Origin of the sequence: Parabacteroides sp. AD58, assembly GCF_023744375.2 — a bacterium.
In the GTDB taxonomy this organism is placed as follows: domain Bacteria; phylum Bacteroidota; class Bacteroidia; order Bacteroidales; family Tannerellaceae; genus Parabacteroides; species Parabacteroides absconsus.
The window spans coordinates 2,912,760-2,926,950 of record NZ_CP146284.1 but is presented as its reverse complement, the minus strand read 5'-3'; the positions used below and the strand labels follow the sequence as shown (position 1 = coordinate 2,926,950).

General features: G+C 44.6%; 15 protein-coding genes and 1 pseudogene. 5 read left to right on the top strand and 11 right to left on the bottom strand.

Annotated features, from left to right (window positions below):
• The first annotated feature begins 83 nt into the window (after positions 1-83).
• From NEE14_RS12495 to NEE14_RS12475, 5 genes are all read left to right on the top strand, one after another.
• Positions 84-536, top strand: coding sequence for a hypothetical protein (locus NEE14_RS12495; protein WP_251968464.1), 453 nt, complete (start codon positions 84-86; stop codon positions 534-536).
• 1,467 nt (positions 537-2,003) lie between these two features.
• Positions 2,004-3,356, top strand: coding sequence for a replicative DNA helicase (locus NEE14_RS12490; protein WP_251968463.1), 1,353 nt, complete (start codon positions 2,004-2,006; stop codon positions 3,354-3,356).
• A complete protein-coding gene (locus NEE14_RS12485; RefSeq protein WP_251968462.1) occupies positions 3,353-4,486 on the top strand; it encodes a CHC2 zinc finger domain-containing protein in 1,134 nt (377 codons plus the stop codon). Before NEE14_RS12490 ends, NEE14_RS12485 begins: the two co-directional genes overlap by 4 nt.
• 334 nt (positions 4,487-4,820) lie before the next feature.
• Complete coding sequence (locus NEE14_RS12480) at positions 4,821-5,018, top strand: hypothetical protein (protein WP_251968461.1); 198 nt, start codon at positions 4,821-4,823, stop codon at positions 5,016-5,018.
• A 180-nt stretch (positions 5,019-5,198) separates the two neighbouring features.
• Entirely contained in the window at positions 5,199-5,435 is a 237-nt protein-coding gene (locus NEE14_RS12475) for a DUF4248 domain-containing protein (RefSeq protein WP_251968460.1), read from the top strand.
• Positions 5,436-5,494: 59 nt separating this feature from the next.
• Here the strand turns inward: NEE14_RS12475 and NEE14_RS12470 are convergent, their stop codons facing one another.
• From NEE14_RS12470 to NEE14_RS12420, 11 genes and pseudogenes are all read right to left on the bottom strand, one after another.
• Positions 5,495-6,154, bottom strand: coding sequence for a DUF3226 domain-containing protein (locus NEE14_RS12470; RefSeq protein WP_251968459.1), 660 nt, complete (start codon positions 6,152-6,154; stop codon positions 5,495-5,497).
• Position 6,155: 1 nt separating this feature from the next.
• On the bottom strand, positions 6,156-7,265 hold the full coding sequence (locus NEE14_RS12465) for an AAA family ATPase (RefSeq protein ID WP_243325489.1): 1,110 nt from the start codon (positions 7,263-7,265) through the stop codon (positions 6,156-6,158).
• 152 nt (positions 7,266-7,417) lie between these two features.
• On the bottom strand, positions 7,418-7,807 hold the full coding sequence (locus NEE14_RS12460) for a WbuC family cupin fold metalloprotein (protein WP_251968458.1): 390 nt from the start codon (positions 7,805-7,807) through the stop codon (positions 7,418-7,420).
• 12 nt (positions 7,808-7,819) lie between these two features.
• Positions 7,820-8,554, bottom strand: a complete 735-nt coding sequence (locus tag NEE14_RS12455) for a hypothetical protein (RefSeq protein ID WP_243325487.1) — start codon at positions 8,552-8,554, stop codon at positions 7,820-7,822.
• The gene (locus tag NEE14_RS12450; protein WP_243325486.1) at positions 8,547-9,611 is read right to left on the bottom strand and encodes an AAA family ATPase; all 1,065 of its coding nucleotides are present in this window, start codon (positions 9,609-9,611) and stop codon (positions 8,547-8,549) included. The genes NEE14_RS12455 and NEE14_RS12450 overlap by 8 nt, the downstream gene beginning before the upstream one ends.
• Positions 9,612-9,674: 63 nt before the next feature.
• Positions 9,675-9,854, bottom strand: a pseudogene (locus NEE14_RS12445) (WbuC family cupin fold metalloprotein); the annotation flags it as partial.
• A gap of 18 nt (positions 9,855-9,872) precedes the next feature.
• Positions 9,873-11,156, bottom strand: a complete 1,284-nt coding sequence (locus NEE14_RS12440) for a DegT/DnrJ/EryC1/StrS family aminotransferase (RefSeq protein ID WP_251968457.1) — start codon at positions 11,154-11,156, stop codon at positions 9,873-9,875.
• 34 nt (positions 11,157-11,190) lie between these two features.
• On the bottom strand, positions 11,191-11,844 hold the full coding sequence (locus NEE14_RS12435; protein ID WP_243325502.1) for a sugar transferase: 654 nt from the start codon (positions 11,842-11,844) through the stop codon (positions 11,191-11,193).
• A 22-nt stretch (positions 11,845-11,866) separates the two neighbouring features.
• The gene (locus NEE14_RS12430) at positions 11,867-12,697 is read right to left on the bottom strand and encodes a glycosyltransferase (RefSeq protein WP_243325484.1); all 831 of its coding nucleotides are present in this window, start codon (positions 12,695-12,697) and stop codon (positions 11,867-11,869) included.
• Between the two features lie 14 nt (positions 12,698-12,711).
• Positions 12,712-13,131, bottom strand: a complete 420-nt coding sequence (locus NEE14_RS12425; RefSeq protein ID WP_251968456.1) for an adenylyltransferase/cytidyltransferase family protein — start codon at positions 13,129-13,131, stop codon at positions 12,712-12,714.
• Positions 13,132-13,358: 227 nt separating this feature from the next.
• Positions 13,359-14,186 carry a LicD family protein gene (locus NEE14_RS12420; protein WP_251968455.1) on the bottom strand — a complete coding sequence of 276 codons (828 nt, stop codon included), beginning with the start codon at positions 14,184-14,186 and terminating at the stop codon, positions 13,359-13,361.
• Positions 14,187-14,191 lie beyond the last annotated feature (5 nt).

Genomic DNA, 14,191 nt, shown 5'->3' with positions numbered 1-14,191 from the left:
AGATGTGGCTCGCTGATTGGCTTTAAAAATATGTTAATGACTTAAATACTTATCAAACAATTAATTAAGAGAAACATAAACGTATGCAACCAAGAACAACAAAACAATTGAGAGTGCAGCAGAAAGGATTCCTCCGAATCCCACGTAACATCATCGCGTTAATCTTAAGTTCGGATCCGGAAACAGCCGGATTGGGGAAGGTCTATCTCTACCTCATGACCAAGGCCTATTTCCGCAGTCGTACCATTACGTACAACAAGAAGGTGTACACCTGTCAGCGGGGCGAGTTTATCATCAGCCAGCACCAGGTTTCCCGCGAGTTGGACATGAGCCGCACAGTCCTGGAACGGTACCTCCGCATCCTCCTGGAGCTGGAGCTGATCGACATCGAGGTGGAGAAACGCTGCACCCTCTTCCGCATCCGCGACTACCAGCGGTTCTGCACCGACCTGCCGTCGGATAAGCCCGAGGAGGAACCGGATCAGTCTTTTTTCGAGGCGGAACGCTCTATGGGAGGAAGGTGCTTTTTTCAATAGCCCCCCCTTCTTAAATGGATAATTGACAATGGACGATTGACAATGGCCCCATCACCCTTTTCTTTATTTTTCCCAATGTAAATCAATTCGTATCGTTCTTTTCTCTTGAAAGAAAAGATTCAAAACTTCAAGTGATTGTACGTTCTTTCTGGCTTGACCCAGAAAGAACCAAAGAGGTCAAGATCGTATTCGTACTTTTGGCTTGACCCAAAAGTACCAAAAGGTCAAGGCTCACACTGCGGAGGCTACGGTCTCGGTCGCTGCGCTAAAATCTCGGAAAACTCGCCTTCGGCTCAAACAGCCGAGATTTTTTGACGCTCCGCTCGGTCGACCGCTTCACGCCTCCTCCGTTAGGCCGAAACAATGGGCAATTATTCAGGCTGAAGGCCCTTCACCAATTGAAAATGGAAAATTAAAAATTGAAAATTAATTAGGCACGGAGTTCACGGATTTCACGGAAATTTTAAGCGCCCCTGTTTTAGGGGAGCTCCCCGCAGGGGTGAGAGGTCTATATATACCATGTGCAACAAAATTCAGGCTGAAGGCCTGACAGGTTATAGCCCGGGGCAACGCCCTGGGGTAGCCATTCCATCATCCCATCAAGCCCTGAAAGGGCGGAATATGGGTTTCATTATGAAAGGCTTTCAGCCAAAAACACCTGTTATGCCCACAACCCAGGGCGTTGCCCCGGGCTATATCATTTTAGGCTTTCAGCCTATATTTTACCCAAATCGAAGAGGCTATGCCATGGATAAATGAGAGAGAAAAGATAATTCTCAATTTTCAATTGACAATTAACCCCATCGCCCTTCGGGCACTTCCCCTACAACAGGGGAAGTTTTTGGTTCGTACTAAAAAGCGCCCCTGTTTTAGGGGAGCTCCCCGCAGGGATGAGAGGTCTATATATACCATGTGCAACAAAATTCAGGCTGAAGGCCTGACAGGTTATAGCCCGGGGCCAACGCCCTGGGGTAGCCATTCCATCATCCCATCAAGCCCTGAAAGGGCGGAACATAGATTGGATTATGAAAGGCTTTCAGCCAAAAACACCTGTTATACCCACAACCCAGGGCGTTGCCCCGGGCTATATCATTTTAGGCTTTCAGCCTATATTCTACCCCAAACAAAGAGGCTATGCCATGGATAAAAGGATGAAAAGATAATTTTCAATTCTCCATTTTCAATTTTCAATTGATGAAGTTGTCAATTGGATCGGCCTCGTTCTGGTGAGCGTTAAACGGAGGAACGAAGTGGAGCGGCCGGAGCGTCGCTGTTTGAGCCGAAGGCGAGTTTGCGGCGCGCACAGCGGAACGAAGTGACGGAGTAGCTCAGCAGACGCAGCCTTGACCTCTTTGGTTCTTTCTGGGTCAAGCCAGAAAGAACGTACACAACATGTGTCAAACCAAAAGTACGAATACGACAAATAGTAAAAGAAAAAAAGAATAACTAACAAAAACTCCAAATACAATGGCAATAGAAATTGAAAAAGTATTGATTTGCAGCCTGCTGGTATCCGGAAAAGCGATGGATACCGGCGTGGCAGAACTCCGTCCGGAAATGTTTGAGAATCCGGACCTGGGATTTGTCTTTCAGTGCATCCGGGAAGTATATAACCGGGGAATACAGCCCGATTTCATGATGATCGAGCTGGAGATGCGAAAGACGGACGAAGAACGCTTTACCCGCCTGAACGGCCTTTCGTTCCTGCTCGACTACGTGCGTAACATACGCTATGAAGCGAACACGGAGACGTATATCGCCGAGATCAGGCGTAGGTTCCAGCTACGGGCGCTGAAGAGCCTCTTCGAACAGATGAGCCTGAAGGCGGCCGACGCTTCGGCTCAGCCGGAGCAGATTACGGATGCCCTCGAACAGCAGCTGGCTCGCTTCTATGAACAGTCGCTGACGGACGAACCACTGAAGCCGTTGGAGGAACTGGCGGTCGAGGCGGTCGAGTGGCAACGCTTACGCCGGTCGGGCGACGGCCGGGTGATCCAGATCGCCAGCGGACTGGAGGAATTCGACTATGTGACAGGCGGGTTCCATAAGGGTGAACTGACCATCCTGGGCGGAAGGCCGAGCGACGGTAAGACGGCGGTGGCCCTGCAGATGGCATTGAATATTGCCCGCCAGGGACATCCGGTCTGTTTCTTCAGCCTCGAGATGTCGAGCCTCCAGATCCTGAACCGTGTGCTGACGGGGATGACGGGCATCAATCCGGATTGTCTGCGTGTGGAACTGCCCACCGACCGGGAGATGGCTGAGCTGGAAAGGGCGGTCGGCCTGCTGAAAGGCCTGCCTTTCTACCTCGACTATACGGCGGGATCGAGCCTGGACGCGATCCGGACAAAGGCGATGATGCAGCGGCGGAAAGGGAAGTGCGCCATGATCGTGATCGACTACCTCCACCTGCTGGGCGGAGCCGTCGGGAAAGGGGAAACGACCGAACAGGTGGTGTCTCGCCATGTGCAGGGACTGAAACGGCTGGCTCTCCAGCTGGACTGCCCCATCCTGGCTCTCTCGCAGATGAACCGCGCCTGCGAGACCCGCACCGAACGGGGCGGCATCCCGATCATGAGCGACCTGCGCGACTCGGGCACGATCGAGCAGATAGCCGACTGTGTGACCTTCGTCCACCGTCCAGAGCGGCACGGCATCCTGGAGGACGAGAAAGGAAACAGCCTCAAGGGCGTGGGCCGGCTGTATGTCCTCAAGAACCGCAACGGAGCCACCGGCCTGGCACGTTTCCGCTATAATGAATCATTTACTATTATCACTAACTACCGGCAAAAGGACCGGCAAACACGTTTAGACTTATGAACACAAACGAACTGAAACAACGGATTCCCATTGAGGAAGAAATCGGGCGCTACGTGGCCCTCACCCGACAAGGACGTCATTATACCGGACTCTGTCCGTTTCACAACGACCATCACCCGTCGCTGGCTGTCAACCCCGAGCGGGGCACCTTCTGCTGCTTTGCCTGTGGAGAACGGGGCGACGTGATCCGTTTCCGGATGCTGATCGAACGGATCAGCTTCCGCGAAGCGGTCAGCCGCCTGGAAGAAGAATGGAAAGACAGAAAGGAGAAACGGACGGTGGTCCTCCCGCCCCCGCCATCCTCGTCGGCACCCGCGGCACCGGCGGTCCGCCCCCTACCCGACCTGCAGGCTTTCGAACGGATACTCATGCCCTATCTGCCCGACGACACCCGTCTGACGGATACCTGGCTACGCTTCGGTGTCTCCCAGGCCCCGCACTTAGTGCCCGATGCCTGGAAGGCATACAGTAACCGGATCATCTTCCCCCTGCACGACGAAGAAGGGCACCTGATCGGGTTCGCCGGACGACGGCAACGAGACGACACCGACCAGCCGAAGTACATCAACCCGTCCAACAGCAGCCGCTTCCAGAAGAGCGAATGGCTGTACGGACTGTACCAGGCCAAGGAGGCGATCCGCCAGACGGGGTTTGTCTACGTGGTAGAAGGATACAAGGACCTGCTGGCCATGCACGCGTCAGGAGTGACCAACAGTGTGGCAATCGGAGGCACGAGCCTGTGCGAAGGACAGCTCCGCCGCCTGCAGGCCTACACCCACGAAGTCCGTCTGATGCTCGACGGCGACGAGGCAGGCGAGAAAGGCATGGAGCGGGCAGCAGCCATGATCCGTCAGGCCGGTATGCTATGCCACCTCTTCCGCCTCCCCAAGGGTGAAGATCCGGATTCGATGTTCCGCCTCATGGGCCCCACCGACTGGATCACCTGGCTGCGTTATCAGTGGGAAGAGCTATATCCCGACCCGGGGGAACGCCTCGCCTACCGTATCCAGAAAGGGATTCTCCTGCTCGCCAACGAGCATGACCCCGAACGCCGCCAATATCTTTTAGGGCTTTTGCAGCAAAGGTGGAAGGAAACCTTCTTAAATGGAGAATTGAAAAGTGAGAATTGAAAATTAATTTGCCTCGAGTTTCACATAATTAGGCACGGATTTCACAGATTTCACGGAAATTATAATTTCCCATTCTCCATTGTCCATTTTCAATTGAAGATTGACCCCATCGCCCTTCGGGCACTTCTCCTACAACAGGGGAAGTTTTTGGTTCGTACTAAAAAGCGCCCCTGTTTTAGGGGAGCTCCCCGCAGGGGTGAGAGGTCTATATATACCATGTGCAACAAAATTCAGGCTGAAGGCCTGACAGGTTATAGCCCGGGGCAACGCCCTGGGGTAGGTAGCCATTCCATTATCCCATCAAGCCCTGAAAGGGCGGAATATAGATTGGATTATGAAAGGCTTTCAGCCAAAAACACCTGTTATGCCAACAACCCAGGGCGTTGCCCCGGGCTATGGTATTTTAGGCTTTCAGCCTATATTCTACCCCAAACAAAGAGGCTATGCCATGGATAAAAGAGGGAGAAAAGAAAATTGTCAATTGTCAATCATCAATTGTCAATTGTTTCGGCCTCGTTCTGGTGAGCGTTAAGCGGAGGAACGAAGTGGAGCGGCCGGAGCGTCGCTGTTTGAGCCGAAGGCGAGTTTGCGGCGCGCACAGCGGAACGAAGAGACGGAGTAGCTCAGCAGACGCAGCCTTGACCTCTTTGGTTCTTTCTGGGTCAAGCCAGAAAGAACGTACACGAATACAAACAACTAAACATTAAAAACTATGACATACAACAATGAAAATGGGACCATACGGCCCCGCACCTTTTCCAATATGGAATTAGGATGCCTGTACTGCCCGCACCTGACGCCGGCGATGGCATCCCGTCGGTTAAAAGAGTGGATTATCTATAATCCCACCCTGGTAGAGATGCTGAAAGAATCGGGCTGGAACCCGCGGAACCGGATTTATACCCCGCATCAGGTAGCCTGTATCTTCAAGATCTTGGGTGAACCGTAAACGAGGGGGCTGTAACCCCATCGTCCTTCGGACACTTCCCCTATAACAGGGGAAGTTTTCTAATGAGGAAGAGGTATACATTCAAATAGATTATTCAACCAAGCTATGAACTTCTGGCATAATTCTCCATCTGTAGATAAGGTTTGTTTCGTAATAGCTGTTCCCATGGGTGTTCCCGGTTCATCCTGCCATGACAACCAAGTATGAATTCTGGCCTTTGCATGATGCACACTTTTATATTTATTCCAATGATTCTCTTCCAGTTCTTTTAATACATCATCTGTTTTTCTCAACAAAACATCATCATTCTTTTCCGGAATCATAAAAGTAACAAAGTCCTCTAACATTCCATTCAAATTATTGTCCGGCATTATCCAAAGCCCGAAAATTATATAAGCCGGATCATCCGGATGCGCCACCAGACCTTCTTTCGGCAGTTCTTCCGGGACAGAAGAATACAACTGGCTGTCAAGTAAAATATGCCGTATAGCCTCCCAATGTCCTTTCAGATTCTCATCAGCATCCACCACAATACCCAGCCGTTGCAGATTATTCGTACTTTTCAATAGCACGGGTAAGACTTTCAAAATCTGCTGATAGGAACCTATATCCTCCACCTCGAATGTTTCCAACAAACTTAAGCGATTAGCCAAGTTACATACGACATGTAAGTCATTTATCCCTTCGACCAATAATCGGAATGGCTTATTCTTTTTCATATTAACGTAATTCTATATCATTTTCTAAGGCTATTTGTAACTCTCCCGATTTATAGTTCACTGCAGCGAACTCTGATTTTCTCTTTTCCAGACGAATCAACTGAGCATCTACTTCATGAGCAACCGAGGAAAAGCTCCTGATGCAATCCAGACTATGCGTCGTGGCGAAAAGCTGCACATCCAATTCTTTTACCAGCAGGCATATTATTCTCCACAATTCCGGCTGACGCCGATAGTAAATACCATTTTCTATTTCATCAATCAGGCAAATGCCTCCTTTTGAATTGACAATACCTAATATAATAGACAGGATACGGTTCATACCATCCCCCATAATACTCAGCGGATATCTGTCCGGTCTATTTTTTAAGGTAATATAGGGCACTCTGTCTGAAGCACCTCTTCCCCCTTTCAGAACAGACTCTTCCAAAAACGCCAGGTTTTCAACAAGGGGATCAATAACCCTCAGGGCTTCTATAACATGTCTTTCCAGTCCGGTCAAAGCGATATTGTCCCATAATCGCAAATTATAACTTTTAGAAGACAAAGACGTATGAATAAAGTTAACCTGCTTCGGATAAACAAATTCATCCCCCATACCCGAACCCGTACTGAAAGCAGAAAAGAATGTATTATTATTTGAAGTAAACAGGATACCTCTTTCCAACGTATCACCTCCTTGGGCATTCTCTAAAGGCTGATCCAGAATTTCCATTTTATTAACGACGGCATTACCTGCTTTTTCTTTTGATTCCAGCACATATACCAATTTCATTTGTAATGCCTGATCTGTTCCTGCCTTAATGATCAAATCTTTACCCAACTTAAATTGCCAGTCTTTGAAAAAAGTCAAAAGCAACTTCTCCTTGTCCACGACAAAAGATTCACCCATCGGATTCTGAATATTCATCCGATTACATCCCATTTGGAGCAAAGCGCCCATCTCTCCTCCGGTTGCAAGTGCATATAACGCTTCCAGAACCGTCGATTTACCCACATTGTTATCACCGGCAATCAAATTAATAGAGGAAAGAGAATCTATATACAGATGATCGATCGACTTAAAGCCTTCTATTGTCAGATCAGGAAAGTAGATGCGCTTTTTATCCATAATTTCTTTTTTTACAAAAATAAAAGATATATTTCAGAAAACCACTCTTTCTTTCAGAAAATCATCTCCTATCATCCAGCAAAAAAAGGCGCAATCCCCAAGCGGGATTACGCCTCATTACACAAAACCAAAAACCTCAACTATTATGTTGATTATCCTTTATACGCCCCATCTTTGGCTTCAAAGATGACGGACGGCTCGATCACATGGACCGTATGCCAGACACCCGCGGGAATCTGCATCCCGTACTTCCCTTCGGCAGGCGACAACAGCTGGCGGGATACTTCGCGGAAGGTCGGCTGGCCGTTCTCCTCCCCGACTTCCTCGTAGATCACTTCTTCGAGTTTCCCCATCAGGCAGACCACCGTCTCAGCTGTCTCTTCATGGCGGTGAATGGCTACTTCCGTACCCGGCAAGAGGGCATTCAGCATCCGCTGCGAGGTATCGGCAGCCGAATTACGCAAGTCATAGTGCTGACGGAGACGGGGTGATTCCTTGGCCCGGTCAAATAAGGAGTTGATGAATTCGTTATTGATGAGCATAATGAATGTATTTCAATAAATAATTGTCTGCACAAAACTAGAGAAAGAATGACATTTTCCAGAATTTATCAATGCTTCGAAATCCGCTTTCGATAATGAAGCCATAATGGTCTCCAGTTCTTTATCATGTTTATCATAGTCACTATTAATCAAGTGACAGATATTTTTTAAGACAACTGTTGGATGATAAATTGTTTTTTCCAAATCCTGAGAAAGATCTATACCCAAATGCTTTTGGATAAAATCGTATGTCAATTTAGAATCCATCTGTTGCCAACAAGCAGGCATCGACAATAGCCATGTCTCAAATTCCATAATAGCGAAATGTAAAGAACAATTACTGTTCGCTCCTTTTCTATTAAGGATTGTTTTTAAAGCACCATTTATAAAGTTCTGGTTAATATCTTCATTTATCATCCTATTTTTACAAACCTGATGATATTGCTTACTAAACATATCACGCAAGCCAACAATCTTATGATATCCCTGAGCCGTCAAACGATCCGATTCATCTAACATCTTACTTAGTACCGTCTGATCATTACCTACATTGACAATCTGGAAAAAATTTTCACTTTGTTCATCTCCTATAGGGTAAGGTACCGGATTAAATCGTTGAGCCTGCAAAGAATAACAAGTAACCCCCACCCTATTCGTATCAAACTGATACCAGCGGAATAAAAACTCACGAAGGAATATAAGTTCACCTTGTCCTTCCACAAATAAGGCTATTTTCCTTTTATTCATGATTTGACAGATATCGGTCTATATAATCAGATGAGAACAAATCGAAATTACTTAATCCCGTATATACGAACTCATCAAACAATTGAGGATGCGTTAAATAATTGATGCTAAAGACCTCACTTCCCCGGCGGAAAAGAATATTCCAATACCGTGTATCGACGGCATTCATCAGAAAACTATCATTGGAACTGGCTATTAACTGAATATCTTGTTCCTCACATCGTTGAAACAAGTATTTGCCTAATTGGGTCGATCTATTATAATCCAATCCTTCACAAACATCATCAATCAGCAATAAGGAAGGACAATCCTGCTGTATCAGATATTCCAAATAAATAATCAAATGCAAAGTACGGAACATACCTTTCGATAAATCCGAATCAAACAACACCCGATTCACTCCTTTTTCATAAAATAATATTTTATGAATATCCTTTGTTTCAAACGGCTCAATATCCGTTAATGGATAATCCAACTGATTGGCCAGTTCCTTTATGTACTCAATACGATCATCAGGCAAAGTCTTGATCATGGTATATAAATTTTTACCATGAGCTTGAATATAAGAATCCGTATGCGAATCACCCCAGATATCCGTTTCATTAAAACGCTGTCCGCATACATGTTCGGCCCATTGCATAATCGCTTCAATATAGGGATAGGAAACCGTATCTCTACGGACATGAGGTGTCAATTTATTCTTCGGTGGATTGATCTCCATCCCATGCAAGGTCGTAATCTCTTTATTCCTTTGTAATAAGATCTCATCTTGTCCTTCTTTTTGCACTTTAATTTCCTCAAAAAGAATGACACCAGCCGCACATTTTACCCGATATGAAATAAACTCTTCGTCTTTTTCAAAATACAAGAAGAAATCAAATCTATCACTTGCCGATATTTCTTTTTGCTGTAACAAATAAGCAACCACGACATTCAAACTTTGAATTGTCTTAGACTTACCTGAAGCATTCTTTCCAACTAATAAATTGACTGACTGGAAATTGACTTCTTTCAATTCCCAATCTTTCTCCTTATATACAAATCTTAAAAGCTTCATACTATCTTATTTGTTACAAAAGAAATATATTTTTCCCATTATTCCAATAATTCAAGCCCTTAATACCACTGTTTCCGTCTCTTCATGCCGGTGAATGGCTACTTCCGTACCCGGCAAGAGGGCATTCAGCATCCGCTGCGAGGTATCGGCAGCCGAATTACGCAGATCATAGTGCTGACGGAGACGGGGTGATTCCTTGGCTCGGTCTAATAAGGAGTTGATGAATTCGTTATCCAAAAGCATAAGGCAAAGTTATTGAAATTAACGGACAATCGCTTTCTTGATTGTATCCACGATATACTGAACATCCTCGTCTGTTACCCACGGACCGGCAGGCAGACAGAACCCTTTCTTGAAGATATCTTCTTCTACCCCATTCGTATAAACAGGCGAACCCTCATAAACCGGCTGCTTGTGCATCGGCTTCCACACCGGTCTTGCCTCTATCTTCTTCGATAACATATAAACTCGGAGTGCTTCGATATTATCATTCGGCTGGCAATCGGTCGTTGCCGAATCAACCGCATGGATCACACCGGCAGCACCACCCACCGCCGTCTTAATGACTTCCTTATAGGCATTCTCCTGTCCGATAATCTTCACTTCCGGATCTAAGGTAGCGGCACAAAGCCAGAAATTGGCATCAAACTTTTTATCCTTCGGCTGATCATGCAGATGAACACCCGGAACCTCCTTCAGCAATTCCTTATACAGGGCCTGCACATGCTTGTGATGAGCGATATGATCATTCAAGACCGTCATCTGTCCACGACCGATACCGGCACAAATATTACTCATTCGATAATTATACCCGATGGCCGAATGCTGATAATAAGGATAAGCATCACGCGCCTGGGTAGCATACCACATCATGTCGTTGGCTTCCTTGGCATCCCGGCAGATCAAAGCACCACCGCCCGAAGTCGTAATCATCTTGTTTCCGTTAAAGCTCAATACACCGAACTTTCCAAACGTACCCAATACCTGACTATTAAACCGGCTGCCCATCCCCTCGGCAGCATCCTCTACAACCGGAATGCCATATTTATCGGCGATGGCACAGATCTCATCAATCCGATACGGCATACCATACAAGGCCACCGGGACAATCGCCTTCGGATAACGGCCTGTTTTCTCCTTCCGATCCAAGATAGCCTGTTCCAAAAGTACCGGGTCCATATTCCAGGTTTCCTTTTCGGAACCCACAAATACCGGTTTCGCTCCTAAATACGTGATCGGATGCGAAGAAGCACAGAACGTAAAACTCTGCACAAGCACTTCATCACCGGCTTTCACGCCACAACCAATCAGGGCCAGATGAACAGCCGCTGTACCGGCAGACAAACAAACCACTTTCCGATCCAGCTCACTTCCATCCGTATTATGGTTGACAAAATTCTGCAAATCCTGCTCGAAAGCATTCACATTCGGTCCCATGGGTACCACCCAGTTGGTATCAAACGCTTCCTTTACATATTTCTGTTCCCAACCCTCTTCGCTCATGTGGGCGAGACAGAGGTAAATTGTTTTTCTTTCTTCTGACATGATTCTATTATTTTATCCTATTCATTCAAATAACTTATACTTCCTCTCCGGCAAATTTAACCTTAAAGCCAAGAACCGTAGCTAATATCATCTCTATATCTTTTAAGAAACTATAATGACGATAATAGTAGCAATTCAATCTTACCTTATCCGGATATATCACTGTATCATTATACTCTGTGGCTATCTCTTGCATAGGACGAGTATCCCCTGCTGCCTGTTTTTGTCGGACATAGTCAGAAATCATTTCATCTTCTAACCGGTACTTCAAAGTAGCAGGTCCTGTAATCCCCGGACGAAGTTTCAGTACATCCCTATCATCTCCTTCCAACTTATCCGCATATCCCGGGACATCCGGACGAGGACCGACAAAACTCATGTTACCGATTAAAACATCCCATAACCCTGGGAGCTCATCCAATTTATAATGACGAAGTTTTGCCCCCAAAGGTGTAATGCGAGAATCGCCGGCAACAGAAACCGTTGAACCATTATGATTTACTGTCATTGTCCGAAATTTATGGCAATTAAAAAGTTTTCCTCCTTTACCTACTCGTTTCTGCACAAAGAAAACTGGTCCTCCAGGCATTTTGATCTTTACCATTATGGCAACAATCAGCAATACTGGCCACAAGATTAAAAGCCCGAGTAATGCAGTAATACGGTCAAAAATCCATTTAAATATCATACAAAATGCAATTTTCTCTATCTTACTTTCTAGCAAACTTTCTAAACACCCAACCTCTGAGTTTATTAGGCATTGCGACCTGTACTATCCAGCGAATGAGCACATTATAAATATATCTCGGATAAGTTATCAGTTTATGGTCAAACATATATTTCTGTAATCTGGCTTCACTTAGAAAATATTTTTTACCCCCTCTACGCTGGTACATTTTCTCACCTACACGGACATTTACCAAGTTCTCTTGAATATTATAAAATTTATATCCTGCAAGTGCCAAACGAATCCATAAATAATAATCTTCTTCACAGTACCAATCCTGATAGCCCCCAACATTCATTATATCCTTTTTCTTGAACATTACAGTAACGAGGTTCATAGGGCAACGAGATTTCATATAGTTTTTAATATCTATATCACATTCTGGAACGATACGAGAGCCTACAACATTATCAACAGTACGGATAAACTCATTAATAAAACCTCCTATCACACTCACATCAGGATAATTCTCAAATGCCTGTAATTGCTTTTCAAAACGATCTGGCAAAGAAATATCATCTGCATCCATTACTGCACATAAGTCATTCTTTGCAATTTCTATAGCTGTCTGACGAGCAATGGCATGACCCATATTCTGCTCAAGAGGTATTATCTTCATAATTCCTGTCTTTTCCTTCAAAACCTCTATTGCATCATACATGGTCATAGAAACTGGACCATCAATAACCAAAATAATTTCGTCTGGAGGACAAGTCTGATTATAAATACTTAATACCGCATCAGTAAAGTCTGCAGTATTGTCATTTTTATAAACAGACATACAGACAGAAAATTTTTGCGTTTCTCCTTCCATAGCTTAATCCCCTATTATTTATTTAACTTCTCTCGCAAAATAGTTGAACTGATGCCATCTGTATGATCCAAATAAATTACTACACATCCCACTTCTGCAAATTCTTTCTCATACTGATTCCAAGCATCTGTACCCTTCCAGTCTGAACCAACGAATACAGCATCTATCCCCAACTCTTTCACGGGTCGTATTTTATCCATATCCGTCTGAGGAACCACTTTATCCACATAACGTATAGCCTTTACAATTGCCATACGCTCTTGTTCATTGATGATAGGATATTTGTGTTTACGCTTGAAGCATAGCTCATCTGTTGTCACACCAACAATAAGCGTTTCACACTGTTCCTTAGCACGACGAAGAATATTCAAATGACCAATATGAAACATATCAAATACACCCGTTGTATAACCTACCTTATATTTCTTTTCCATAATGAGAGCTATTAATTTTTAATTCCTCTGCCAACAATTAAATAAGCTAGAATATTCTCTTATCACTTGAAATTAATTTTTAAAGTATCCTCTGAGAATCTTAACTTTTTATCAATTAACAGATAAATATCATTACGAATATCGTCTATCAGTCTTAATGCAGTTCTTACTACAGATAAAATTGAATTTACAACAATTAAATATGCATGTTTACACATTATCCTACTTTAATTTATATACTCCGTATAGTTTTTCTTAGTATCAAAGATCATGGCATGTACTGCAGCCTGTTGCTGTTCTTTTGAAGGTAATTTCATATAGTTACCATAACGATACTCCAAATATTCCTTAATGTGCTTTGAACCATATAGTACGGTGTCTTCAAACGGTATGTCCACTGGCTGCTCAAAAAAACTTTTGTCGAACAATCCTGAGTGGAACTTCGCAGGTGTAATCCAATAGCAGTATTTGAAGTTATCCTTGCGGTCATCATACTTGTAGATGCGATGATAACACAACTTTGCAATCAACTGACAAGGAAGTACCTTCAACATATTTAGTGCTATAGCTTGCCCTTTGCTCTTCGGCTTCCAATTGCGTTGACTGAGGGCATAAAGAGTCACAAATTTACTCTCATAATAAACAAGCTTCTGTATAAAATTTGACTCTGGAACCTTATGCAGTATCATAATATCCACATAGATACCCTGATGCAAGTCTTTCCTGTCCTTAAAATTTGCCTCTATAAAGGTTGTACCGTTCATACGTACCTTCGCATATTCCAAATACCTTTCTACTGTACGCCATTCTTGCAGTATGAATTTCGGATTAGACTCCTTCTTCATAGCTGCTTTAAACTTTGTATACTCAGCAGGAGTCATAAAAATATCCAAATCGTCATCCCAAGGAATAAAACCACCATGGCGAATTGCACCTAAGGCAGTACCTCCCATAATATAATATACAATGCCATACTTACGGCAAACGGCATCAATAAACTTCATTACCTCCAAGATCTTATCCTGAACTTCACGAACAGATTTCTTCTGATCCATATTAC

Coding starts and splice junctions, on each gene's coding strand:
- NEE14_RS12460 (WP_251968458.1), bottom strand. CDS start 7,807: ATGCTCATCAATAACGAATTCATCAACTCCTTATTTGACCGGGCCAAG.
- NEE14_RS12450 (WP_243325486.1), bottom strand. CDS start 9,611: ATGAAGCTTTTAAGATTTGTATATAAGGAGAAAGATTGGGAATTGAAA.
- NEE14_RS12430 (WP_243325484.1), bottom strand. CDS start 12,697: ATGGAAGGAGAAACGCAAAAATTTTCTGTCTGTATGTCTGTTTATAAA.
- NEE14_RS12435 (WP_243325502.1), bottom strand. CDS start 11,844: ATGATATTTAAATGGATTTTTGACCGTATTACTGCATTACTCGGGCTT.
- NEE14_RS12490 (WP_251968463.1), top strand. CDS start 2,004: ATGGCAATAGAAATTGAAAAAGTATTGATTTGCAGCCTGCTGGTATCC.
- NEE14_RS12465 (WP_243325489.1), bottom strand. CDS start 7,265: ATGGATAAAAAGCGCATCTACTTTCCTGATCTGACAATAGAAGGCTTT.
- NEE14_RS12495 (WP_251968464.1), top strand. CDS start 84: ATGCAACCAAGAACAACAAAACAATTGAGAGTGCAGCAGAAAGGATTC.
- NEE14_RS12420 (WP_251968455.1), bottom strand. CDS start 14,186: ATGGATCAGAAGAAATCTGTTCGTGAAGTTCAGGATAAGATCTTGGAG.
- NEE14_RS12440 (WP_251968457.1), bottom strand. CDS start 11,156: ATGTCAGAAGAAAGAAAAACAATTTACCTCTGTCTCGCCCACATGAGC.
- NEE14_RS12455 (WP_243325487.1), bottom strand. CDS start 8,554: ATGAATAAAAGGAAAATAGCCTTATTTGTGGAAGGACAAGGTGAACTT.
- NEE14_RS12480 (WP_251968461.1), top strand. CDS start 4,821: ATGAAAGGCTTTCAGCCAAAAACACCTGTTATGCCAACAACCCAGGGC.
- NEE14_RS12470 (WP_251968459.1), bottom strand. CDS start 6,154: ATGAAAAAGAATAAGCCATTCCGATTATTGGTCGAAGGGATAAATGAC.
- NEE14_RS12425 (WP_251968456.1), bottom strand. CDS start 13,131: ATGGAAAAGAAATATAAGGTAGGTTATACAACGGGTGTATTTGATATG.
- NEE14_RS12475 (WP_251968460.1), top strand. CDS start 5,199: ATGACATACAACAATGAAAATGGGACCATACGGCCCCGCACCTTTTCC.
- NEE14_RS12485 (WP_251968462.1), top strand. CDS start 3,353: ATGAACACAAACGAACTGAAACAACGGATTCCCATTGAGGAAGAAATC.